General features: G+C 61.4%; 24 protein-coding genes. 9 read left to right on the top strand and 15 right to left on the bottom strand.

Annotated features, from left to right (window positions below; all coding sequences use genetic code 11):
• Window positions 1-27: 27 nt before the first annotated feature.
• From AB5Y94_RS12980 to dinB, 4 genes are all read right to left on the bottom strand, one after another.
• The gene (locus AB5Y94_RS12980; RefSeq protein ID WP_201889584.1) at window positions 28-666 is read right to left on the bottom strand and encodes an alpha/beta fold hydrolase; all 639 of its coding nucleotides are present in this window, start codon (window positions 664-666) and stop codon (window positions 28-30) included.
• Complete coding sequence (locus tag AB5Y94_RS12975; RefSeq protein WP_005303519.1) at window positions 659-1,579, bottom strand: transcriptional regulator GcvA; 921 nt, start codon at window positions 1,577-1,579, stop codon at window positions 659-661. Before AB5Y94_RS12975 ends, AB5Y94_RS12980 begins: the two co-directional genes overlap by 8 nt.
• A 283-nt stretch (window positions 1,580-1,862) precedes the next feature.
• On the bottom strand, window positions 1,863-4,004 hold the full coding sequence (locus tag AB5Y94_RS12970) for a methyl-accepting chemotaxis protein (RefSeq protein ID WP_126882376.1): 2,142 nt from the start codon (window positions 4,002-4,004) through the stop codon (window positions 1,863-1,865).
• A gap of 68 nt (window positions 4,005-4,072) precedes the next feature.
• Window positions 4,073-5,125, bottom strand: a complete 1,053-nt coding sequence (gene dinB / locus AB5Y94_RS12965; protein ID WP_368205716.1) for a DNA polymerase IV — start codon at window positions 5,123-5,125, stop codon at window positions 4,073-4,075.
• 131 nt (window positions 5,126-5,256) lie between these two features.
• Here dinB and AB5Y94_RS12960 point away from each other — a divergent pair, with 131 nt between their 5' ends.
• Window positions 5,257-5,478, top strand: a complete 222-nt coding sequence (locus AB5Y94_RS12960; protein WP_336289295.1) for a hypothetical protein — start codon at window positions 5,257-5,259, stop codon at window positions 5,476-5,478.
• 78 nt (window positions 5,479-5,556) lie between these two features.
• On the opposite strand, the gene nqrM is transcribed toward AB5Y94_RS12960, so the two are convergent.
• The 9 genes from nqrM to AB5Y94_RS12915 all read right to left on the bottom strand — a co-directional run bounded on the left by nqrM (window position 5,557) and on the right by AB5Y94_RS12915 (window position 13,407).
• The gene (nqrM, locus tag AB5Y94_RS12955) at window positions 5,557-5,781 is read right to left on the bottom strand and encodes a (Na+)-NQR maturation NqrM (protein WP_005303529.1); all 225 of its coding nucleotides are present in this window, start codon (window positions 5,779-5,781) and stop codon (window positions 5,557-5,559) included.
• An 11-nt stretch (window positions 5,782-5,792) separates the two neighbouring features.
• Window positions 5,793-6,833 carry an FAD:protein FMN transferase ApbE gene (locus AB5Y94_RS12950; protein ID WP_005303533.1) on the bottom strand — a complete coding sequence of 347 codons (1,041 nt, stop codon included), beginning with the start codon at window positions 6,831-6,833 and terminating at the stop codon, window positions 5,793-5,795.
• Window positions 6,834-6,836: 3 nt separating this feature from the next.
• Window positions 6,837-8,060, bottom strand: coding sequence for an NADH:ubiquinone reductase (Na(+)-transporting) subunit F (gene nqrF, locus AB5Y94_RS12945; protein ID WP_005303535.1), 1,224 nt, complete (start codon window positions 8,058-8,060; stop codon window positions 6,837-6,839).
• Window positions 8,061-8,077: 17 nt separating this feature from the next.
• Window positions 8,078-8,674, bottom strand: coding sequence for an NADH:ubiquinone reductase (Na(+)-transporting) subunit E (gene nqrE, locus AB5Y94_RS12940; RefSeq protein ID WP_017764094.1), 597 nt, complete (start codon window positions 8,672-8,674; stop codon window positions 8,078-8,080).
• A 3-nt stretch (window positions 8,675-8,677) separates the two neighbouring features.
• Window positions 8,678-9,310, bottom strand: coding sequence for an NADH:ubiquinone reductase (Na(+)-transporting) subunit D (locus AB5Y94_RS12935; protein ID WP_005303545.1), 633 nt, complete (start codon window positions 9,308-9,310; stop codon window positions 8,678-8,680).
• Window positions 9,303-10,091, bottom strand: coding sequence for a Na(+)-translocating NADH-quinone reductase subunit C (locus tag AB5Y94_RS12930; RefSeq protein ID WP_005303548.1), 789 nt, complete (start codon window positions 10,089-10,091; stop codon window positions 9,303-9,305). Before AB5Y94_RS12930 ends, AB5Y94_RS12935 begins: the two co-directional genes overlap by 8 nt.
• Entirely contained in the window at window positions 10,081-11,310 is a 1,230-nt protein-coding gene (locus tag AB5Y94_RS12925) for an NADH:ubiquinone reductase (Na(+)-transporting) subunit B (RefSeq protein ID WP_005303550.1), read from the bottom strand. The genes AB5Y94_RS12930 and AB5Y94_RS12925 overlap by 11 nt, the downstream gene beginning before the upstream one ends.
• 3 nt (window positions 11,311-11,313) lie before the next feature.
• Window positions 11,314-12,657: a Na(+)-translocating NADH-quinone reductase subunit A gene (locus AB5Y94_RS12920; RefSeq protein ID WP_368205714.1), complete on the bottom strand. Its 1,344-nt coding sequence runs from the start codon at window positions 12,655-12,657 to the stop codon at window positions 11,314-11,316.
• Between the two features lie 441 nt (window positions 12,658-13,098).
• On the bottom strand, window positions 13,099-13,407 hold the full coding sequence (locus tag AB5Y94_RS12915) for a BolA family transcriptional regulator (RefSeq protein ID WP_005303561.1): 309 nt from the start codon (window positions 13,405-13,407) through the stop codon (window positions 13,099-13,101).
• Window positions 13,408-13,599: 192 nt separating this feature from the next.
• Between AB5Y94_RS12915 and AB5Y94_RS12910 the strand changes: the two genes are divergently transcribed.
• From AB5Y94_RS12910 to AB5Y94_RS12885, 6 genes are all read left to right on the top strand, one after another.
• Window positions 13,600-14,742, top strand: coding sequence for a methyltransferase (locus AB5Y94_RS12910; RefSeq protein WP_368205712.1), 1,143 nt, complete (start codon window positions 13,600-13,602; stop codon window positions 14,740-14,742).
• 29 nt (window positions 14,743-14,771) lie between these two features.
• Window positions 14,772-15,344: a YajG family lipoprotein gene (locus AB5Y94_RS12905; protein ID WP_010634807.1), complete on the top strand. Its 573-nt coding sequence runs from the start codon at window positions 14,772-14,774 to the stop codon at window positions 15,342-15,344.
• A gap of 15 nt (window positions 15,345-15,359) precedes the next feature.
• Complete coding sequence (locus AB5Y94_RS12900) at window positions 15,360-15,911, top strand: peptidylprolyl isomerase (protein WP_005303575.1); 552 nt, start codon at window positions 15,360-15,362, stop codon at window positions 15,909-15,911.
• Between the two features lie 116 nt (window positions 15,912-16,027).
• Window positions 16,028-16,357 (top strand): hypothetical protein, encoded by a 330-nt coding sequence (locus tag AB5Y94_RS12895; RefSeq protein ID WP_017787779.1) that lies wholly within the window; start codon window positions 16,028-16,030, stop codon window positions 16,355-16,357.
• 87 nt (window positions 16,358-16,444) lie between these two features.
• Window positions 16,445-17,824 (top strand): MFS transporter, encoded by a 1,380-nt coding sequence (locus tag AB5Y94_RS12890; protein ID WP_042009231.1) that lies wholly within the window; start codon window positions 16,445-16,447, stop codon window positions 17,822-17,824.
• Window positions 17,825-17,980: 156 nt separating this feature from the next.
• Entirely contained in the window at window positions 17,981-18,823 is an 843-nt protein-coding gene (locus AB5Y94_RS12885; protein WP_005303585.1) for an outer membrane protein OmpK, read from the top strand.
• A gap of 102 nt (window positions 18,824-18,925) precedes the next feature.
• Here AB5Y94_RS12885 and AB5Y94_RS12880 read toward each other — a convergent pair whose 3' ends face one another.
• Entirely contained in the window at window positions 18,926-19,408 is a 483-nt protein-coding gene (locus AB5Y94_RS12880) for a YajQ family cyclic di-GMP-binding protein (protein ID WP_005303589.1), read from the bottom strand.
• Between the two features lie 357 nt (window positions 19,409-19,765).
• Here AB5Y94_RS12880 and AB5Y94_RS12875 point away from each other — a divergent pair, with 357 nt between their 5' ends.
• Both AB5Y94_RS12875 and AB5Y94_RS12870 read left to right on the top strand, forming a co-directional pair.
• The gene (locus AB5Y94_RS12875; RefSeq protein WP_368205710.1) at window positions 19,766-20,713 is read left to right on the top strand and encodes a ketopantoate reductase family protein; all 948 of its coding nucleotides are present in this window, start codon (window positions 19,766-19,768) and stop codon (window positions 20,711-20,713) included.
• A gap of 33 nt (window positions 20,714-20,746) precedes the next feature.
• Window positions 20,747-21,325 carry a DJ-1 family glyoxalase III gene (locus AB5Y94_RS12870; RefSeq protein WP_368205709.1) on the top strand — a complete coding sequence of 193 codons (579 nt, stop codon included), beginning with the start codon at window positions 20,747-20,749 and terminating at the stop codon, window positions 21,323-21,325.
• 96 nt (window positions 21,326-21,421) lie between these two features.
• On the opposite strand, the gene alsS is transcribed toward AB5Y94_RS12870, so the two are convergent.
• Window positions 21,422-23,092, bottom strand: a complete 1,671-nt coding sequence (gene alsS, locus AB5Y94_RS12865; RefSeq protein WP_017784042.1) for an acetolactate synthase AlsS — start codon at window positions 23,090-23,092, stop codon at window positions 21,422-21,424.
• Between the last annotated feature and the right edge of the window lie 7 nt (window positions 23,093-23,099).

Here is a 23,099-nt window from a genome sequence, read left to right as displayed (position 1 = left end):
TTGCCTCCTTGTTGTCCCGCGCCAGCCTCAACCCCGCGCCGGGATGGTCGCAATGAAATCCTTGATCCGTTCGGCCGCCTGGCGCAGGTTGCCCTGCTCGCTCGCACCGCTGCTCTTGCGCGGTTTGAAGCCATGATCACCATCGGTCAGCCAATGGACCGATACGGCGGATGAGAAGGGGAAATCAGCCAGTTCGGCACGGGTGCCGAAGGTATCGCGCTCCCCTTGCAACAGCAGGGTTGGCGTCTTGATCTGCTTGAGCACCTCGCCCCGCCAGCGGTCGGGGTTGGCCGGGGGGTGGAAAGGATACCCGAGAATGAGCAATCCTGCAGCATTCATCTCGTCCTCACTCTCCTGATAGAGTTCGGCCGCCATCCGCCCACCCATGGATTTGCCCGCCAGAAACAGTCTGGGATGGGCAAACTCCTCGATCATCTGGCGCCAGTGGTCGAGCAGGACAGGCTGCCGGTCCGGCGGACGACGCTTGCCATCCAGGGCGCGCTTGCTCATGTAGGGAAAGTTGAAACGCACCACCTCGATGTCGGGCCCGGCCAACAGCCGTGACAGCTCGGCCAGAAAGGCGTGCTCCATGCCCGCCCCGGCGCCGTGGGCCAACAGAATGCGAACGGGGGCATCAACAGCCCCCTCCCGGATCACCTCATGCATCGGCCAGTCGGGCCCGACGACGGGCCTCCTCCTGCTCCACCAGTTCCAGCATCCAGTCGCGAAAGGCGACTATCTTACCCTGATCGGACTGCTGCTCCTGGCACACCAGATAGAAGGCGTTCTTGCTCACCAGCACCTGCTCGAACGGACAGATGAGGCGACCGGCCTCTATCTCTGGCTGGGCCAGCACGCTGTGACCAAGGGCCACCCCCTGGCCGTGAATGGCGGCCTGGATCACCATGGTGGAGTGGCTGAAGATGGGCCCCTGGTTGACGTTGGGGGCATCGATGTCGAGCTGGCGAAACCAGGCCTTCCAGTCGCGACGCGAGGTGTCGTGCAGCAGGGTGTGGCGGGTCAGATCGTCCGGGGTGCGCAGCGGCTTGGGGCCGGTCAGCAGCAGCGGTGAACAGACCGGGATCAGATACTCGGTGTGCAGCTTGTCGGCCCGCAGGCCGGGCCAGTTGCCGCGTCCGTAGTAGATGGCCACGTCCACGTCGTCGGTGAGCGAGCCCTCGTCCATGTCCACCGCCTTGATCCGCACGTCGATGTCGGGATGACGTTCGCTGAACTTGACCAGCCGCGGCACCAGCCACTGGATGGCGAAGCTCGGCTGCAGAGAAACGGTGAGCGCGCCCTTGGCGCTGCGGGCCAGCAACTTGTCGGTCGCCTCCGAGATGGAGGTGAAGATGTCCTTGATATCGAGGAAGTAGCCCTGCCCCTCCTCGGTCAGCAACAGAGAACGGTTCTTGCGGCGAAACAGCTTGATACCGAGGTACTCTTCCAGCGCCTTGATCTGGTGACTGATGGCGGCCTGGGTCACGAACAGCTCCTCCGCAGCGCGGGTGAAGCTTAAATGACGAGCCGCGGCTTCAAACGCTTTCAGTGCGTTGAGCGGGGGTAAACGACGAGACATGAGACCAGCCGACGATGAGTTTTTCTAATGGGCCGCATTATAATTTGTCGGTTGCGGGTCGACCAGTGAATAAACATAATTCGCTTCGCAATCCGTTGCCATATGGCTCACTTTTTCTCTTCCATGTTGGTTTACATGTGATTTTTGTGAGTCTCTGGAGTGCGATTGTGGTGTTGTGTTTCTTCCTCTGCGGGAAGAGGGGCTTAAATCGGACCGATTTAACCCAGTCTGTCATCTGAATGTGTTTGGCGCCTCCGGTTGGAAGGCGCCTTTTTTCTTATCCCTATACCTTGAACTGCCCCACCAGTTGCTGCTGCTTGTCGGCCAGCGCCGACAGCTCGCGACCATTTTCGGCGGAGCTGGCCGCCTCGGCCCGGATGGTGTGGCTCACATCGCGAATGTTGCTGACGTTGCGATTGATCTCGTCCGCCACCCCGCTCTGCTCCTGCGCCGCCCTGGCGATCTGCTCGTTCATCTGATGAATGGTGCCGACCGCGTGGATGATCTGCTCCAGCACGCTGACCGACAGGTCCACCTTGGTCAACGTCAGATCCGCTTGACCGTGGCCGGTCATGATCGCCTTCACCACCGCCTCGGTGCCGGATTGCAGCTGGCCGATGAGGGTCTGGATCTCGACGATGGCGTTCTGGGTGCGGCCCGCCAGATTGCGCACCTCGTCCGCCACCACCGCAAAACCACGGCCCTGCTCGCCGGCCCGCGCCGCCTCGATGGCGGCGTTGAGCGCCAGCAGGTTGGTCTGCTCGGCGATCCCCTGGATCACCACCAGGATGTCGTTGATGTTCTCGCTGTTGGCTGACAGGTGCTCCACCACCGGCTTGGCATCGCTGATCACCGCCATCAGCTTGCGCATCGCCTCCTGGGTGTCGGCCACCACGTACTTGCCCTCCTGCGCCGCCGTGTCGGCCTCGTTGGCAGCGGCCACCGCCGAGTTGGCGTTGCTGGCCACCTGCAGGGCGGTAGCGCTCAACTCCTCGAACGCGGTCGCCACCAGGTCCACCTCCTGATACTGAGCCTGCATGCCGGCACTAGTGCGCTCGGCGACGCTGGCCGCCTGCTCCGCGCTGGCCCGGGTGCCGGCAACGGTATCTATGACCTGGCTGATGGTACTCTGCAGCTTGTTCAAGAAGCTGTTGAACCACTTGGCCAGCTCGCCAATCTCGTCGTCACGGCGCAGCTCGATGCGCTGGGTGAGATCCCCCTCGCCGCTGGCAATGTCCTTGAGACGGGCCACCACGGCGCGGATGGGGGCCACTATCTGATGGGCCATCAGCCAGATGCAGATCAGCGCCACCGCCGAGATGAGGCCACCGATGAGCAGCTGGGTCATCACGCTGCGGCTGGCCTGGCCGGAGAGATCCTCCTGCAGTTGAAGGGCTGAGGCGAGCACCACGCTGCGCGGCAGCTCGATGTAGATGCCCCATTTCTGTTCCGTACCGCGCATCTTGACCGGTACGAAGGTCTGCAGCAGGTTGCCGTCCGGACTCCAGCGACTGGCCACCTGCCCCTGGCCCAGCCAGCCCTGCAAGGCGGCCGTCAGGGTCTGATACTGCTGACCGAGCGGACTGCCCAGGGTGACGTCGAAGCCATCCACCCCGGCAACACGGCCCTGGCTGCTCACCAGCAGCACCTTGCCCTGCCCCTCATAGAGCTCCTGATCCATCTCCTTGACCAGACTCTGCAGCGCGGTCAGCGAGATATCGACCCCGACCATGCCGAGCAGCTTGTCTTGCTCCAGCAGAGGCACGGTCACCGAGGTCATCAATACCTTTTGCGACCCCACATCGTCCAGATAAGGCTCCAGCAGACAGAGGGCCTTGCTGCGAATGCTGCAGCGATACCACTCGTTCTCCACCCCGCCGGCCGCGGTCGGGCTCTCGTCCGCCAGCACGGATTCGTCCTGCACCTCGGGTTCAATCTTGCCGTCGACCCGCGCCCAGTAGGTGGAGAAACGCCCCTGATCGTTGGAGCCCAGCGCGCTGGAGCCGTGGTAGTTGCTGTCTTCGCCGTCGAGCTGGTCCGGCTCGAACACCGCATAGACGCCGAGCAGGTGATCGGAGGAGGCTGCCGCGTCATGCAGTTGCTGGTTGACGGCGGTACGCAGTGATTCGGAGGAGCCGAAATTGTCGGCCGCATTCTTGCGCTGGAACAGGATCCCCTGGCCCAGCAGGGTCGCCCGGAAGTAGGCCTCGTCCAGATAACTGGTCACCTTGGCCGCCTGCTCCGAGCCCATCGCCTTCATCCAGTTTTCGGCCGCACTCTGGGCTTCCGCCGTGGTAGAGGTCAGCACCTGATCCTGCATGTTGGCAGCACTGAAGAGAGAAGAGGCCACCAGGGCACCGGCACTGGCCAACAAACAACAACCGGCGATCAGGGTGATCCGCCCCTGAACAGAAAGAGAACTCATGCCACCATTTCCTAGCTTCATACTGATGTGATCAGTGTATCGGTTTTAGAAACAAAAACTTAACCTTATCACGCTAAATCCAGGGCAAGTTGGTTCACTTCGCCGGCCGCCGGCAGGCCGACTACCAATCCCAGTAGCCGAATGGGTTTGCCCTGTGCCCGCAGCAAACCTTCGTGCAACAGATCGTGAAACCGTTCCGGTTGGTAACCCCCGCGCCGATAGACGGTGGTCTGCTGAAAATCGGCAAACTTGAGCTTGATCCCCTGCCCCATCAACTGCTCCTTGCCGTGGCTGGCCGAGAATCGCTGCTCCAGCTCGGGAATGAGCCGGCTCAGCACCTGCCAACAGGCGGCCTCATCCAGCACGTCACTGGCCAGCGTGGTCTCCACCCCTATGGTCTTGCGCACCCGCTGGGCCTGCACCGGCTGCTCGTCGTGGCCCCAGATCCGCCCGGCCAGCATCTCCCCGAGCTTGCCGAACCGGGCGATCAGCTCCTCGTTGCCGAGCTGGCGGGCATCTTCGCAGGAGTAAAGGCCGAGCGACTCCAGCCGATCCGCGGTCTTGCGACCGATGCCGGGCAGCTTGCCGAGGGGCAGCTGGCGCACGAACTCATCCACCTCCTGCGGGCGGATCACGAACAGGCCGTCCGGCTTGCGCTGCTCGGAAGCGAGCTTGGCCAGAAACTTGTTCGGCGCCACCCCGGCCGAAGCGGTCAGCCCCAGTTCGGCATTGATCGCAGCGCGGATCTCGCTGGCCATCAGGGTGGCACTGCCGCCACAGCAGGGGCTCATCGTCACGTCGAGATAGGCCTCGTCGAGGGAGAGCGGCTCCACCTGCTCGGTGTAGCGCAGAAAAATGGCCCGCAGCTGGCGGGAGACCTCCTTGTAGACCGCCATCCGGCCGGGAATGAGCACCAGCGGCGGGCAGAGCTTGCGTGCCAGGGCGCTCGGCATGGCGGAGCGCACCCCGAAGCGGCGCGCCACATAGTTGCAGGTCGAGATGACACCGCGCCTGTCCGCCGAGCCGCCGATGGCCAGCGGTACCTCGCGCAGGGCCGGGTTGTCCCGCATCTCTACCGCGGCATAGAAGCAGTCCATGTCGATGTGAATGATCTTGCGCATACTACTGTACGAATAAACAGGTAACCTGCCTATGCTAACCCAGCCCTGCCATTTCTGCCATCGGCATGAAATGACGGGCCGACATAGACTCTTAAGGCACCATTTATAATCCATCGCACAAGGAGAATGAGATGAAGGGAGTCTGGCCGGGGTTGGCTCTGGGCCTCTGCCTGCTGCTGCCGCTGCAGAGCACTGGCAAGGACAATCCGACCGCCGAGTGCAGCTGGTTGCACGAGCGCATCGAGGCGCTGGAGAAGGCCATCAAACAGGGGGACGAGCTGGGTACGCGGGAGGAGCTGGCACGCTGGCGGGTCGAATTCAACAAGAAGGAGTGCCAGCGCTACGACTACTGAGTGCTCGCCATAAAAAACGGGCTGACCCAAGGGTCAGCCCGTTTTGCTTTCGACATGGGTGCGAGTGCCCCTGCCCGCTCAGATGATCCGGTTCTCGGCCAGCATCTTGCGACGGGCCTCTTCCTTGGCCATCTTCTTCTTGCGGTTGTCGCAGGGTTCCGGGCAATCACACTCTTTTTCGATACCTATGCTGCCGAGCCCGCCACAGGAGCCGGAGATGGTCTTCTTCTGGAAGATGTAGCCGATTGCCATGGCCACCACCACCACCAGAAACACCCCGAAGGTGATCAAAAAAATCTGCATGTTACCGCCCCTTATTTTCTAACCAGATACTGTTTGAAGGCATCGGAGTAAGACTCCTCGAAACCCTCATCCGTCTTGGTGATCACGAAAATGGCCAGTCCCCGCTCCTTGGCGTAAGCCAGGCTCTTCTCGGGTCCGAGCACCATGAACACGGTCGCCAGCCCGTCTGCAGTCATGCAGGAGGGGTGGATCACGGTCACCGACACCATCCGGTGCTGGATAGGCTTGCCGGTCATGGGATCAATGGTATGGGAGAAGCGCTTGCCGTCCAGCTCGTAATAGTTGCGGTACTCGCCCGAGGTCGCCACCCCGTTGTCGCCCGCCACTATCACCTCCTGCACCGAGCCGGCGTTGGCAGTCGGTTTCTCGATGGCGACGCGCCAGGGGTGACCCTTGCCGTTGACGCCATTGATCCGCAATTCGCCGCCGATCTCAACCAGATAGTTGCGCGAACCCAGGGACTCCAGATACTCGGCCACCTTGTCGACGCCAAAGCCCTTGGCAATGGCGGAGAGATCCACGTAGAGATCAGGGATGTCCTTTTGCAGGGTATCGGCATCGACGGAGGTGATCACGTGCAGATTGCCGAGCCCGGTCTTCTGGCGGGTCTGGGTGATCAGCTCGTCAGACGGCGTCTTGGTCGGGCGCGCGTCGGGTCCGAAGCCCCACAGATTGACCAAGGGGCCGACGGTGACGTCCAGCGCCCCGCGGCTCTCACGGCCAATGTGAATGGCCTCGGTCACCACCCGCGCGGTATCGCGGGAGACCACCACGGGCGTCGAGCTGCGGTGCTGGTTGAAGCGCGACAGCTCGGAGTCCGGCCGGTAGGTCGACATCTGATCGTTCACCCGCTCCAGCAGTACATCGACTTCGGCCTGGAACTTGGCGGGATCTGTGATGACGTTGTCCGCCACCTTGATGGAGTAGTAGGTACCCATGGTGCTGCCGGTGATGTGAATTTCCGGCTTCGATTGGACCGTTTGTTCCTGACCGCACCCAGTCAAGAAAAAGGCTAGCCCGAAGGCTAGCCAGGTCTTTACAACACTGTGCATTGATTAACCACCAAAGTCATCCAGCAGGATGTTCTCGTCTTCAACGCCGAGGTTTTTCAGCATGTTGATGACGGCAGCGTTCATCACGGGAGGACCGCACATGTAGAACTCGCAATCTTCCGGCGCCTCGTGGTTCTTGAGATAGTTCTCGAACAGCACGTTGTGGATGAAGCCGGTGTAGCCGTCCCAGTTGTCTTCCGGTTGCGGATCAGACAGGGCCACGTGCCACTGGAAGTTGTCGTTCTCGGCCTGCAGCATGTCGAAGTCTTCGACATAGAACATCTCGCGCTTGGAACGGGCACCGTACCAGAAGCTCATCTTGCGCTTGGTCTTCAGACGGCGCAGCTGATCGAAGATGTGGGAACGCATCGGCGCCATACCGGCACCACCACCGATGAACACCATTTCCGCGTCGGTGTCCTTGGCGAAGAACTCGCCGAACGGACCGGAGATGGTCACCTTGTCGCCCGCCTTCAGGCTGAAGATGTAGGAGGACATCTGGCCGGGAGGGGCAGTCCAGTTGCTGGGCGGCGGGGTCGCGATCCGCACGTTCAGCATGATGATGCCGAACTCTTCCGGATAGTTGGCCATGGAGTAGGCACGGATGATCGGCTCGTTGACCTTGGACTCCAGCTCGAAGATCTTGAAGCGATCCCAGTCACCGCGATATTCGGTAGGAATATCGAAGTTCTTGTACTGCACGTGGTGGGCAGGCGCTTCGATCTGGATATAACCACCGGCGCGGAACGGCACGCTCTCGCCATCGGGGATCTGCAGCTTGAGCTCCTTGATGAAGGTGGCCTTGTTGTCATTGGAGATGACGGTACATTCCCACTTCTTCACGCCGAAGATCTCTTCCGGCAGCTCGATGTCCATGTCGGAACGAACGGTGACCTGACAGGCCAGACGCTCGCCGTGACGGGCTTCGCCCTTGCTGATGTGATCCAGCTCGGTCGGCAGGATGTCGCCGCCGCCGGATTTCACCCGTACCTTGCACTGACCACAGGAGCCGCCGCCGCCGCAGGCGGAGGAGACGAAGATACCGCTGCCGGCCAGCACGCCGAGCAGCTTGCCACCCGCCGGGCTGGTCACAGCCTTGGCCGGGTCGCCGTTGATGCTGATTGTCACGTCACCGGCGGTTACCAGCTTGGACTTGGCGAACAGAATGACTGCCACCAAGGCCAGCAGGATCACGGTGAACATGACCACACCCAGAATAATTTCCATCTATATTTCCTTTCCGATTACAGGGAAATACCAGAGAAGGACATGAAGCCCAGCGCCATCAGACCCGCGGTGATGAAGGTGATGCCGAGACCACGCAGGCCTTCCGGAACATCGGAGTACTTCATCTTCTCGCGGATCCCCGCCATCGCCACGATGGCAAGCATCCAGCCGGCTCCAGAACCCACGCCATACACCACGGACTCAACGAAGTTGTAGTCACGCTGCACCATGAAGGAGACGCCACCGAAGATGGCGCAGTTCACTGTGATGAGCGGCAGGAAGATACCGAGCGCGTTGTAGAGGGCCGGGAAGTACTTGTCCAGCGCCATCTCCAGGATCTGCACCAGAGCCGCGATCACCCCGATGAAGGTGATGAAGCTCAGGAAGCTGAGATCCAGACCGGACACCAGGGCACCGTCTTTGAGCACGTAGTTGTAGATCAGGTTGTTGGCCGGCACGGCCACGGTCTGAACCACGATAACGGCGACACCCAGGCCCATGGCGGTCTTGACCTTCTTGGACACCGCCAGGAAGGTACACATCCCCAGGAAGAAGGAGAGCGCCAGGTTCTCGATGAAGATCGAGCGAATCAACAGACTGATATAGTGTTCCATACCTTAATCCTTCGCCTCCACCTGCTTGGGATCCTTGGTGCGTACGCCCCAGATGATCAGACCAATGATGAAGAACGCACTCGGCGGCAGCAGCAGCAGGCCGTTCGGCACATACCAGCCACCATTGTTCACCAGCGGCAGCAGTTCGATGCCGAACCAGGTGCCGGAGCCCAGGATTTCACGCACGGTGGCCACGGTCAGCAGCACGGCGCCATAACCCAGACCGTTGCCGATACCGTCCAGGAAGGAGGGCAGCGGGGCACTCTTCATGGCGTAGGCTTCGGCACGACCCATCACGATACAGTTAGTGATGATGAGGCCGACGAACACCGACAGCTGCTTGGAGATGTCGTAGGCATACGCTTTGAGCACCTGGTCAACCACGATAACCAGCGAGGCAATCACCGCCATCTGGGCGATGATCCGCACGCTGTTCGGGATCTGGTTGCGGATCAGGGAGATGAACAGGTTGGAGAAGGCGGTGACCGCGGTAACGGCCAGCGTCATCACGAACGCAGTCTTCATCTGGCTGGTAACGGCCAGCGCGGAACAGACACCCAGCACCTGCAGTGCGATGGGGTTGTTGCCGAGCACAGGCGTCAACAGCAACTTTTTCATTTCGCTCTTGTCAGCCATTGTTGATTTCTCCTGCACGAACCTTGGCCAGGAAAGGACCGAAACCCTTGGGACCCATCCAGAAGTCGAAGGTATGCTGTACGCCGTTACCGGTCAGGGTCGCGCCGGACAGGCCGTCGATCTCATGCTCGGAACCAGCCGGAGCATGACCCTTGATCACCCGCAGCGCAGGCTGACCGTTCTGGTCGAACAGCTTCTTGCCGACGAACAGCTCGCGCCAGGCCGGGTTCTCGACTTCGCCACCCAGACCCGGGGTTTCACCGTGGTCGTAGTAGGTGATGCCCTTGATGGTCTGGCCATCGGCCGCGACCGCTACGAACGCATACATGGTAGACCACAGACCCTGGCCGTAGATCGGCAGGATGATGTTGTCGACCTTGCCTTCAGCATCTTTGGCGAAGAACACCGGGACCAGCTTGGAGATCTGACGCAGACCGGCCTTGTCGTCGGCCGGAGCCAGGCGAATGTTCTGGGCAGGATCTTTGGCGGCGACCTTGGTGTCGAAGTTGTCGGCATCGCCGTCAACGAACTCACCGGTGGCCAGATCCACCAGACGCGCTTCAATCTTGTCGCCATACAGCTTGGCCAGGTCACGCTTGGCCACGGCGCTGATGTCGACGCCGGCGACGGACAGGATGTTGCTTTGCTTGTCCAGCGCCTTGTTTTCCAGCTGGGCCGGACGCAGACCAACTGCGGCCACGGAGACCACGATGGAGCAGACCAGACACAGACCGGTCACTACGGCGAGAGTGCCGGTAGTAGAGTCTTTATTAAACGCCACGAGCGATCCTCCGCTTGATGTTCGCCTGTGCCACGAAATGGTCAAACAAGGGGGCAAACAGGTTGGCAAACAGAATGGCCAGCATCATGCCTTCCGGGAAGGCGGGGTTCACGACCCGGATCAGCACCACCATCACGCCGATCAGGGCGCCGTACCACCACTTGCCCTTGTTGGTGAAGGCAGCGGAGACGGGGTCGGTCGCCATGAAGGCCATACCGAAGGCGAAACCACCCAGCACCAGGTGCCAGTGCCACGGCATGTTGAACATGGGGTTGGTGTCGGAACCGATGACGTTGAACAGCAGGGAGGTAGCTACCATGCCGATCATCACGCCGGCGATGATGCGCCAGGAGGCGATGCGCATGTAGACGATCATGGCCGCACCCAGCAGGATCATCAGGGTGGAAACTTCACCGATGGAACCGGGCAGGTTGCCAAGGAAAGCGTCCATCCAGCTGATGCTCTGGCCGGTGGCACCGTTGATCAGCGCCATCTGGCCGCCCTGGGCCCACTGGCTCAGCGCGGTTGCGCCCGAGTAGCCGTCGACGGCAACCCAGACCGCATCACCGGAGATTTGACCCGGGTAGGCGAAGAACAGGAAGGCACGACCCGCCAGCGCCGGGTTCAGGAAGTTCTTGCCGGTACCACCGAACACTTCCTTGGCCAGCACCACGCCGAAGGTTATACCCAGGGCAGCTTGCCACAGGGGCAGCTCGGGCGGCACGATCAGCGCGAACAGGATGGAGGTCACGAAGAAGCCTTCGTTGATCTCGTGCTTGCGCACCATGGCGAACAGCACTTCCCAGAAACCACCGACGATGAAGACGGTGATGTAGATCGGGAAGAAGTGGGCTGCACCGATCAGCATCTTGCTGCCGACGCCGGCCACCGCCGGATCCAGGGAGGCACCCAGCAGGGTAGCCAGGGCATATTGCCAGCTGCCAGCACCGGCGGCCGTGCCCAGATGGGCGATGGCGGCGATGGACTGGTTGCCGACGTTGTACATGCCCCAGAACATGGCCGGGAACACGGCCAGCCACACCATGATCATCATCCGCTTCAGATCGATCGCATCACGGACGTGGGCGGCATTGCGGGTCACGGAACCCGGGGTATAAAACAGGGTGTACGCCGCTTCGAACAGGGCATAGTACTTGGCGTACTTGCCACCCGGCTCGAAGTGATGTTCCATATTTTCAAGAAGTTGCTTGAAACTCATCGCTTAACCTTCCAGTTCAATCTTGGTCAGGCACTCACGCAAGATCGGGCCGTACTCGGTCTTGCCGGGGCAGACGAAGGTACAGAGCGCCAGATCTTCCTCATCCAGCTCCAGGCAGCCGAGCGCTTGCGCATTGTCGGTATCGCCGGAGACCAGATCCCGCAGCAGCAGGGTCGGCAGGATGTCGAGCGGCATCACGCGCTCATAGTTGCCGATAGGCACCATGGAGCGGTCACTACCGTTGGTGGTGGTAGTGAAGTTGATGAGCTTGCCCTTCACCAGGTGAGAGAGGGTGGTACGGGTGATGGAGAACTTGCTGGCGCTGGGATTGACCCAACCCAGGAACTCTTTCTCGCGACCTTCACCCAGTACGCTGACCTGATTGTGGTAGCGACCCAGGTAGTCATGGACCCCTTCAGCCTTGGCACCGCTCAGCAGGGAACCGGAAATGACGCGATTCTCGTCCGCACGCAGCTCGTTGTGGGTGAGCTGGCTGATGCAGGCACCCATGCGAGTACGCAGCAGACGCGGCTTGATCACGTTCGGGCCGGCCAGGGCGATCACCTTGTCAGTATGGATCTGACCGGTGGTGAACAGCTTGCCGTAGGCGATCACGTCCTGATAGTTGATGTGCCACTGCACTTTCTTGGCACCGACAGGGTCCAGGAAGTGGATGTGGGTACCGGGCAGGCCGGCAGGGTGTGGACCGACGAACACCTCTTCCTTGACTTGCGCCAGGGAAGCGTGCGGCAGGCTGCCTTCGCCCTTGCAGACATAGACGGAACCATCGGTCAGGCGGGTCAGCACGGCCAGACCGTCGAGGAACGCCTGTGACTGTTCCTTGATAATCAGCTCCGCGTCGGCGGCCAGCGGGTTGGTGTCCATGGCGGTGACGAAGATGGCACGCGGGGTGGAACCCACGGCTGGCACCTTGCTGAACGGACGGGTACGCAACGCAGTCCATTGGCCGGACGCGACCAGGATCTCCTGCACCTTGCTGCGTTCGAGCTTAGGCAGCTCGGCACAGGCAAAGTGCTCGAAGGTCACCTGCTCGTCGGACCCATCGATGTCGATGACAACGGATTGCAGAATGCGCTTGGCACCACGGTTGATCTCTGAAACCACACCGGTGGCGGGGGCCGTGAATTTAACGCCGGGATTCTTCTTATCTTCGAAGAGCTCCTGACCTTTAATGACGCGATCACCTACTTTGACAAACATAGTAGGACGCATCCCCACGAACTCTTCGCCGAGTGTAGCAACACGGGTGATGGCCGGGCCATCGTAGATTACTTGCTCCGGAGCACCCAGCACGGGGATGTCCAGTCCTCTTTTAATTGTAATCATACTCACTTGCACTACCGTTAAGGGAAGACAGGTTGGTTAGCGCCGAGAAATACATCACGACGAGTTGTTGAATGAGCCCGTTGATGTTGCGGCAAGATGTCGAAGAAATAAACAAATCAGCAACATACAGAGTCATTCAAAAGCGCCTGAGTTTACCACCTATGGCAAGTTTCCTGCCATGCAAAATGGGGAAAATCCCCGCTCTATCACAAAATCATCGCAATTTAATCGCGTCGCTTTTTCTCGTGAAACCTCAGGCGCGGCCTCGAGTTAGCCATCATTACCCCAAAATGGGTAATAATTTTTATGTTCGAAAAAGGATTAGAAATCTTGATGGCGCGGTGGGAGGGCGACGCTCCCCTCATGAGTACGAAACGTCGCCGAAACAGGTTTTGAAATTGTTAACTGGTCGAAGATTGAGTAATCAATTCGTCAATAGTCTTAAGAGAGTCCGTTTTTGCTGACGCAGCTGGGGGTGCTCGGTGCCTGCTCCCGTTGTTGCCACTCCTGCTCGGTATAGGTATGCAGCGCCAATGCATGAATGGCCCCCGCCAGCTCGTCGGCCAGCACCGCATTGACCTGACGATGGCGCCCCAGCAGGCGCTGCCCTTCAAACGCCTGGCTCACCACCACCACCTTGAAGTGACTCTCCGAGCCCGGCGCCACCCTGTGCATGTAGCTCTCGTTGATCACTTCCAGGTGGCTGGGGGACAAGGCGGCGGCCAGCTTGGCCTCGATCTGTTGTTGCATGGTCACGAGCAAAACTCCCAAAATGGATGTCCGGCCATTGTAGCCAGGGTTGGCTGGATGACGAAATCGGACGGTGCGGGAAAATCCCGCTTGCAGCCCTGCCGGGCTGGTGAAATTCTCCGCCCCCGCTAGAATAGCGCCACTTTGCGCCCCACCGGGGCCCGTTACATGACTCAGCTGGACAATTCGCCTATGCAAACCCTTCTCGACACGGCCCACTGTCGCCTGACCCTGTATCGCTATCCACGTCAGCAGCAGGATCCCTTGCAGGCCTGGGATGCCGCCGACGAGTATCTGATCAACACCCTGGCCGAGGAGCCCCTCGAGCGGGATGGCCCCGTCATCATCATGAACGACGGCTTCGGCGCGCTGGCCGCCAGTCTGCACGCTCATGCCCCTGTCTGCGTCACCGACTCCCACATCAGCGAGCGGGCTACCCTGGCCAACCTGGCAGAGAACGGCCTGGATCCAGCGGCCATCCGCCTGCAGGATGCGCTGGCTCCCCTGCCCGATGCCCCCGCGCTGGTGGTGATCAAGGTCTCCAAGTATCAGGCGTTGCTGGAGCAGCAATTGCTGGCCCTGCGCGGGGTCGTTACCCCTGCCACCCGCGTCATCGCCGCCGGCAAGGCCAAGGACATCCACACCTCCACCCTGGCGCTGTTTGAGAAATACCTGGGGCCGACCCGCACGTCACTCGCCTGGAAGAAGGCGCGCCTCATTCACTGCAACCCGGCCGCAGCGCCCGCCGAGCGCCCCGCGCTGGCCAACCCCTTCCCCACGGTCTGGCCGCTGGAGGGCACCGACATGCTCATCCACAACCACGCCAACGTGTTCTCGCGCACCAGCCTGGATATCGGCGCCCGCTTCATGCTGGACAATCTGCCCATCCACAGCGCCCGCAAGGTGATCGATCTGGGCTGCGGCAACGGCGTGCTGGGGCTCTCCCTGCTGGCGCGTGACAACGAGGTGGAGGTCACCTTCGTCGACGAGTCCCGCATGGCGGTCGCCTCGGCCCGGCTCAACGTCGAGCACAATCTGCCGGCGGCCCTGTCCCGCGCCCACTTTATGGTCAACAACTGTCTCGACGGCGTGCCTGCCGGTTCGGCGGATCGGATCCTTTGCAACCCGCCGTTCCATCAGTTGCAGGCCATCACAGACCACATCGCCTGGCAGATGTTCAGCGACGCCCACCGGGTGTTGCCCAAAGGGGGGGAACTCTGGATAGTGGGCAACCGCCATCTGGACTATCACAACAAGCTCAAGCGCCTGTTCGCCAACGCACAAGTCGTTGCGTCGAACAGCAAATTCGTTATTTTGAAAGCCATCAAACGTTAAACGCCATCAAACGCGAAAGGAAACCCATGATGAAAAAGTCACTCTTGCTGCTGGCCGCCCTGATGCTGGGTGGTTGTGCGACTCACTGGCCGGAGAGCGCCCTGCTCAATCCGCAGGTGATCCCCTCCAACCAGCAGTACTACTCGGGCAACCGCATCACCCTGGAAGGGGTGGACAAGCGTGAAGCCGCCTACGTCTTCTCCATCAAGAAAAAAGAGAAGGCCGCGGTACTGGTCAACAGCAGCCAGCCCCTCAACAGCCTGCTGGCGGAGAAGCTCGCCGAAGGGCTGCGCAGCCAGGGTCTGGAAGTAGGCAACAGCGGCACCACCAACCTGACCCTGGCCATCTCCACTGCCGCAGTCACGGTAGAAGAGAAGACCTTCACCTATGTCACCAAGTCCCGCGTCAGCCTGCAGGTGATCGCCGACTTCCAGGGCAGCAAGCTGACCAAACAGTTCAACATGTCCTCCAGCAAGGAAGGCCCGGGCGAGCCGAGCATGGCCGAACTGGAGTCCACCCTGAACCAGCAGCTGGGCAGCGTACTGCAGCAGATCATGGCTGACACCGCCCTGCGCGGTTATCTCAAGGGTCAGCCGAGCTGAGCAAGGAGCGAATAAATGAAAAAACTCTGGTTACTGGCCATGCTGATCGCCCCGCTGGCGTTCGCCGGCCCCAAGGTCAGGATGGAGACCAACCACGGCAACATAGTAGTGGAGCTGGCCTCCAAGCAGGCGCCGCAGACGGTGAAGAACTTCCTGCGCTACGTGGCCGATGGCAGCTATGACGGCAGCATCTTCCACCGGGTGATCCAGGACTTTGTGGTGCAGGGGGGCGGCTACAACCAGCAGTTCCAGCAACTGCCCACCTTCGACCCCGTGGTCAACGAGTCCAAGGGCGGCCTGCCCAACAAGCGCGGCAGCATCGCCATGGCCCGCACCCAGGCGGTCGACAGCGCCACTCGCCAGTTCTACTTCAACCTGGTCGACAACAACAACCTCAACGCCAATGCCGGCGCCGGTTACACCGTGTTCGGCCAGGTGGTGCAGGGCATGGAGGTACTGGACAAGCTGGCCCAGGTGCAGACCGGTTACAGCCCCATCCTGCGTGCCAACGACGTGCCCACCAGCCCGATCATCCTGAAGAAGGTGGTCCTGCTGGCGGACAAATAACGCGGAGCGGATCACAATCCGTCATCCCCGCGGTCCGGGTCGCCGGCGCCCCTTTCTATACTCTGGCCTTGCCCCGATATCCGGGGCCAGGCCCACGAGAGGAGAAGGAGGTTCCGGTGACTTGCAACGACTACATCGCCCAGCACGCCATCCCGCTGGCCCAGACGGTTCGTCACTTTCTGGCACGAGAGATCCCTTATCAGCAGCTGGAAGATCTGAGCTGGCAGCTGTTGTCCCACTGGCAGGATCTGCCCCATGTCCCCGCCGACAAGACCCCGGCCTCCGAGCAGGAGGGGGTGTTCTGGCACCTCCTGCACAGCCTGCATCAATGGGATGAACGGCAAATCATCGCCGACGTCTGGCTGCGCCTGCAGCTGATGGAGTGCGCCAATTTCCTGACCACGGACGGGCCGCTGCCGCGCCACTGCATCGGCCTGCGCCCCTGAATATAGTGCCCTCCCCTACCCGGCTTGCCTTGGCTATCCAACCCGAACCTGACAAAATGGCGCAATTTTCCCAGAGGAGTCAGGTATTTGAACACTGTCCGTACACCGAGCTGGCGAGACTCGCTCGCCGTCTACCTTGAGACTCGGGTTCTCATCCTGTTTGCCATGGGGTTCTCTTCCGGCCTGCCGCTGCTGCTGGTGTTTGGCACCCTCTCGTTCTGGCTGCGCGAAGCGGATGTCAGCCTGACCGACATCGGCTACATGAGCTGGGTAGCACTGGCCTACGGTTTCAAGTGGTTGTGGTCACCGCTGGTGGATCGGCTGCCGCTGCCACTGCTCTCCCGCTGGCTGGGCCGGCGCCGCAGCTGGATGCTCTTCTCCCAGTTGCTGATCGCCGCCTCGCTGGTGGGCATGGCCTTCTGCGATCCCAAGACCCAGCTCGCCCAGCTGGCCCTGTTTGCCCTGCTGGTGGCCTTCGCCTCCGCCACCCAGGACATCGTCATCGATGCCTATCGCATCGAGTCGGCCCCCGAGCGGCTGCAGGCGGCCATGGCGGCCTCCTACATGACTGGCTACCGGCTCGCAATGATCATGGCCGGTGCCGGCGCACTGGCGCTGGCCGCCTGGCTCGGCAGCAACGACGGCTACGACTATCGCGGCTGGCAGCTCACCTATCTGCTGATGGCGGGGCTGATGTCCCTCGGCGTCATCACCACCCTGTTCTGCCACGAACCCGTCATCGATCTCGCCGCCCAGAATGAGCAACAGGCGACCCGCAAGACCCTGCTGCTCGCCCGTGGCTGGCCGGCTGGGCTGGCCGGTCTCGGCGCCTGGAGCTACGAGGCAATCTGGTGCCCGTTTGCCGATTTCTTTCGCCGTTACGGCGGCTCCGCCCTGCTGATCCTCGGGCTCATCGCCTGCTATCGCATCTCGGACGTGGTGATGGGGGTGATGTCCAACAGCTTCTATGTAGACATGCAGTTCAGCAAGACCGAGGTGGCCACCATCACCAAGGTGTATGGGGTCATCATGACGCTGGTTGGGGCCGCCCTCGGCGGCGTGCTGGTGATGCGTTTTGGCACCCTGCGCATCCTGTTCCTCGGCGCCCTGCTCACCGCCAGCACCAACCTGCTGTTTGCCCTGCTCAATGAAGTGGGCCACAACCTCGAGCTGCTGACCCTGATCATCTCGCTGGACAACCTCAGTGCCGGCATCGCCACAGCTGCCTTCGTCACCTATCTGTCGAGCCTGACCAACGTGGCCTTCTCCGCCACCCAGTACGCCCTGTTCAGCTCGGTGATGCTGCTGCTGCCCAAGCTGCTGGCGGGCTTTTCCGGCCGCTTCGTCGAGCAGTTCGGCTACAGCAGCTTCTTCATCAGCACCAGCCTGCTTGGCATTCCTGTGCTGATCCTGATCGTGTTGGTTGCCAAACGAGGAAGTGCCTTGTTACCGCAATCGGACAAATAGCAAGCGTTTGCGTAAAATTGGGGGTGATTAGATTCACACTTCCGAATAAAGTTCCCTGGTGCTGGTTTATCCGGTGAATTTATTTGGCTAGAATCCCTTCCGCTCCTTGTGGGCAGGCTACGGAAAACCTCAACTAACGCACAAGAGACCAATAAAATGGCCAAATTTACCAAGACTCTGATCGGTGCCGGTCTGCTGGCTGCCGCCGCTACCCCGGCTTTCGCTGCTGACTACAGCGGTGACATCCACAAGAATGACTACAAGTGGATGCAGTTCAACGTCATGCACACCATCGACCAACGTCCTTTCACTGCAGGTGCTGAAGATTACAACGACACCTACTTCGAAATGGAATTCGGTGGTCGTTCCGGCCTGTTTGACCTGTACGGTTACGTCGACGTCTTCGATATCTTCGACTCCCGTCACAGCGACAAGCACAAGGGTCAGAACCTGTTCATGAAGTTTGCGCCGCGTATGTCTCTGGATGCGCTGACTGGTAAAGATCTCTCCTTCGGTCCGGTGCAAGAGGTTTACATCGCCTCTCTGAACAACATCGGCGACAACCAGATGGAAAACATGATCGGTCTGGGTGCTGATGTACAAGTGCCTTGGTTCGGCAAAGTGGGCATGAACCTGTATGCTCGTCACGCCACCGAAAACCAGTTCTTCACCGAAGAAGAGGGTGAGTGGAACGGTTACTGGTTCGCCATGAACTGGTTCAAGCCTTTCTACACCTTCAGCAACGGCAGCTTCGTCTCCTATCAGGGTTACCTGGACTACGCTTTCGACCTGGACACCCACAACCGTGCTGACCGTACCAGCGACAACCTGGCTACCTTCCACGGTATCTACTGGCACTCCGACCGCTACGCCGTCGGTTACGGCCTGAAGTACTTCATGGATGCCTACGGCACCAAAGACGGTTCCACCGCCTACGACGGTACCCCGTGGAAGAGCTCTGGCTTCAGCCACTACTTCTCCGTTACCTACAAGTTCTAATCGAACGGGTATCAGGGATACAAAAAACCGGAGCAGCTGCTCCGGTTTTTTTATGGCTCGATGGCGGCGAACAGGGAGAGCCACACCCTCCCCGGCCATCCATCAGTCGCGGAAATTCTGGAACTGCATCGGCTGACCCAGCTCGGCACCACGCACCAGCGCCATGGTCTCCTGCAGATCGTCGCGCTTCTTGCCGGTGACCCGTACCTCATCGCCCTGAATGGCGGCCTGCACCTTGATCTTGGAATCCTTGATCAGCTTCACCAGCTTCTTGGCAACTTCCTTGTCGATCCCCTGCTTGAACTTCACGGTCAGGTGGAAGCGCTTGCCGGAGTGAACGCTGTCACCCACGTCCATGGAGCTGTTCTCGATGTTGCGCTTGAGCAGGGCACCGCGCAGGATCTCGACCATCTGCTTGAGCTGGAAATCGGCATCGGCCTCCAGTTTGACCTCTTCCTTGTTCAACTCGAAGCTGGCTTCAACACCACGAAAATCGAAACGGGTCGCCAGTTCACGATTGGCGTTGTCGACGGCGTTCAACACCTCGTTCATTTTGACTTCAGAGACAATATCGAATGACGGCATAGTGGGCTCCTCATGTTGCGCTATAAGGGGGCAAATCTACCAGAATTACGGCAAATTTGCTGATTTCGATGGGACTGCTCTGCTAGAATCCCCTGCGCACAGGAATGGCGAGACCCGTTAGAACCTGTTCAGTATCTGTCGCGAGAGGTCGAAAGCCAGGTGAGGCGCAGCGCAGAAGCCCGCTTGTATATGAATACATGGGCTTCCGGCTTCACATGCGCAAGCCTCGTACAAGCCTTGATCACGACCTCGCAGCAAGATCATGAACCCGTTCCAGGTGTCCGCCAGGCGACATCTTCACTTATCCCCGGCAGGTGGTTGACTGGAATGCAGCCCCTACCTTGATTGAGTCTCTCCATGCCAAGCGGATCACGCGATTACAACCTGACACACAGTCGACACACCCCCTCTCCCCAATGGACCCTGCTGGGCTGCGGCGCCCTGGGCGGTGTGTTTGCCTCCCTGTTGACTCAAAGCAGCCAGTACACCCGCGTCTTGCTGCGCGAGCGCTACCGCGCCACCCTGCACCCCGGCATCGACTTCACCTCGCTGGAGGGCAACACCCAGCTCATCAACATCGAGCGCGGCTTCGTCGACCAGCCGGGTCAGATCCAGCGGTTGCTGGTGATGACCAAGGCCGGCCAGGTCATCGAGGCGCTGACCCCGCTGGTGGGCCAGCTGGCAACCGACGTGCCCATCGTGCTGCTGCACAACGGCATGGGGATCGCCGAACAGGTGGTCGCGCTGTTCCCCCACAATCCGGTCATCGCCGGCGTCACCAGCCACGGCGCCATGCAGAGCGGCCACTTCGTGTTCCGCCACACCGGCAAGGGCGAAACCTGGCTAGGCCCGGTCAACGAGGCGGCCAGAGCCCATGCCGCTCTCGCGGACGAGCTGGCGGCCGCCCTCGGCCAGGCCGGCTGGGATGAGCATATCCAGGCGCGCCAGTGGCAGAAGCTGGCGGTCAACTGCGCCATCAACCCGCTCACCGCGCTCTACAAACTCAAGAATGGCGAGCTGGCCGGCCCGCGCTTTGCCGATGCCCTGCAGCAGATTTGCGTGGAAGTGGCGGACGTGATGCAGGCCGAAGGCCAACCGACCGGCAGCGACGAGCTGCTGCGCCGGGTTATGACGGTGGTGGAGCTCACCGCCGACAATTACTCTTCCATGTATCAGGACATGGAGCAGGGGCGCGAGACCGAGATTGAGGCCATCACCGGCTTCCTGCTGGCCCGGGCCGCTTGCCACGGCATCGCGGTGCCGGTCAATCAGGGTCTCTATCAGGCCATCAAAGAGAAGCAGTGAGCCCATCGGGCTCGCCAACGCAAGGAGCAACGGATGAGCGTACTGGTACTGGTGGCCCCCGGGTCGGAAGAGATCGAGACGGTCGCCATCGTCGACACCCTGGTGCGCGGGGCCATCGAGGTGGTGCTGGCCTCCTGCTGCCCCGCCGGGCAGCGCCAGATCAGGGCCTCCCGCGGGGTACAGCTGGTAGCGGATTGTCACCTCGACGAGCTGGCGGATCAGGAGTTCGAGGCCATAGTGGTGCCGGGCGGCCTGCCCGGCAGCGAGGTTATCCGCGATACGCCGCGCGCCATCGCCCTGCTCAAGGCACAGGCGGCAGCGCAGCGCTGGCGGGCAGCCATCTGCGCTGCCCCCGCCGTGGTGCTGCTGCACCACGATCTGCTGGGGGAAGCCCGCGCCACCTGCCATCCCGGCTTTCAGGCCCGTCTGCCCGCGGCGCAGCTCAGTCACGCGCGGGTGGTGACCGATCAGGCTCATCACCTCATCACCAGCCAGGGGCCGGGCACCGCCATTGAGTTCGCCCTCGAGCTGGTGCGGGTGCTGCGCGGTGACGAGGCTGCCCGCGCGGTGGCCGGCCCCATGGTGCTGCCCCCTCGCTCATGCCCTGAGTAAATTGCCCTCTCGCAATGACAGAGCGCCCCTTGCCAATTGGCAAGGGGCGCTCTGCTTTGAGGCGAACTGCAAGCAGTCTGCCGGTTAAGCTCCGGCTCAACTGAGCATTTCGGGCCTGAGCTGCTCCATCAGCAGGTGGTTGTCGCTGTAATCCACCGGGATGGCCACCACCGCCGGCCCGCTCACCGCCATGGCGGCACGCAGGGTCGCTCGCAGATCCTCGGCGCAGGTGACGGCAAAGCCGGCCGCCCCGAACGACTCGGCATAGGCCTTGAAGTTGATGGGGCCAAAACTCACCCCTGAGCTGCGGCAGTACTTTTTCTCCTCCTGCATCGCCACCATGTTGTAGCCGTTATCGACCCAGATGATGTGCACTATGTTGGACTTGAGCCGCACCGCGGTCTCCAGCTCCATGCTCGACTGCATGAAGCTGCCGTCACCGGACACCGAGATGATCTTCTCCCCCGGGCGCACCATGGCAGCCCCGATGGCCCAGGGCAGCGCCACCCCCATGGTCTGCTGACCGTTGGAGATGAGCACCTGGCGGGCCCGGAAGCTGTAGAGGTAGCGGGCAATCCAGATGTGGAAGCTGCCCATGTCCACGCACAGGGTCATGTCCTGCCCGATGATGTCCTGCAGCTCCTTGACGATGCGCAGCGGATGGATGGGGGTCCCCCCCAGCCGGCCGGCATGTTCGGCGAGCTGATGGCGCTGGGCGCGGATCTCGCCGAGCAGCGCGGTAATGGCCGGATCCCGCGCCAGCGGCTGGTGCAGCATCCGGGTCAGCCGCGCCAGGTTGGCGCTGATGGAGCCCACCAGCTCCACCGCCGGGCAGTAGCTGCTGTCGATCTCCGCCGGCAGCGCATCGATGTGCAGCAGCTGGCGCTCACCGGTGCCGTTCCACAGCACGGGATCGTATTCGATGGGGCTGTAGCCGATGCAGATCACCAGATCCGCATCCTGCAGCAGCTTGTCCCCCGGCTGGTTGTTGAACAGCCCCACCCGTCCGGCGAAGTCGTCAAAATGGTGGGTATCCACCACCCCGGCCGCCTGATAGGTACCGGTCACCGGCAACCGGCTCTTGTCGAGGAAGGCGCGCACCGCGAGGGAGTTCTCCGGCCGGCTGGCCAGCAGGCCGAGCAATACCACCGGCTTGCGAGCCCGCGCCAGCAGACTCAGCGCCCGATCGATGCCGCTCTCGTCGGCTGCTCCCGGCTCAGGGATGGCGCTCGGCACCAGGATGGCGCCGTCGGTCGGCTCGTTGATGATGTCCATCGGCAGGCTGACGAAGGCCGCTCCGGGCCGCCCCAGCTCGGCGCTGCGAAAGGCGTTGGCCATCACTTCGGAGAGGGCCGAACCGGTGCCCACCTGGGCGCTGAACTTTGTGACCGGCCGGCACAGGCTGACGGTATCCAGGCTCTGGTGGGTTAGCTTGAGGCCATCGGCCCGCCGCACGGCACCGCCCAGCGCCACCATGGCATCCCCTTCCGAGGTGGCGGTGGCAAGGCCCGTGATGAGGTTGGCGCAACCCGGCCCCGAGGTCACCAGCGCTACCCCCGCCTTACCGGTCAGCCGGCCGACCGCGGCGGCCATGAAGGCGGCATTCGCCTCGTGACGCACCACTATGGTCTCGATGGGAGAGTCCTCCAGCGCATCGAATACCCTGTCGATCTTGGCCCCGGGAATGCCGAACACCTGCTTGACCCCCTGCGCCTCCAGATGGCGCACCACCAGTTCGGCCCCACAGGCCCAGTGTTGATTTTCCATGATGTCA

Source organism: Aeromonas sp. s5 (assembly GCF_040907865.1).
GTDB classification, from domain to species: domain Bacteria; phylum Pseudomonadota; class Gammaproteobacteria; order Enterobacterales; family Aeromonadaceae; genus Aeromonas; species Aeromonas dhakensis.
The sequence above is the reverse complement of the archived record's forward strand: the minus strand, read 5'-3'. Positions and strand labels throughout refer to the sequence as shown.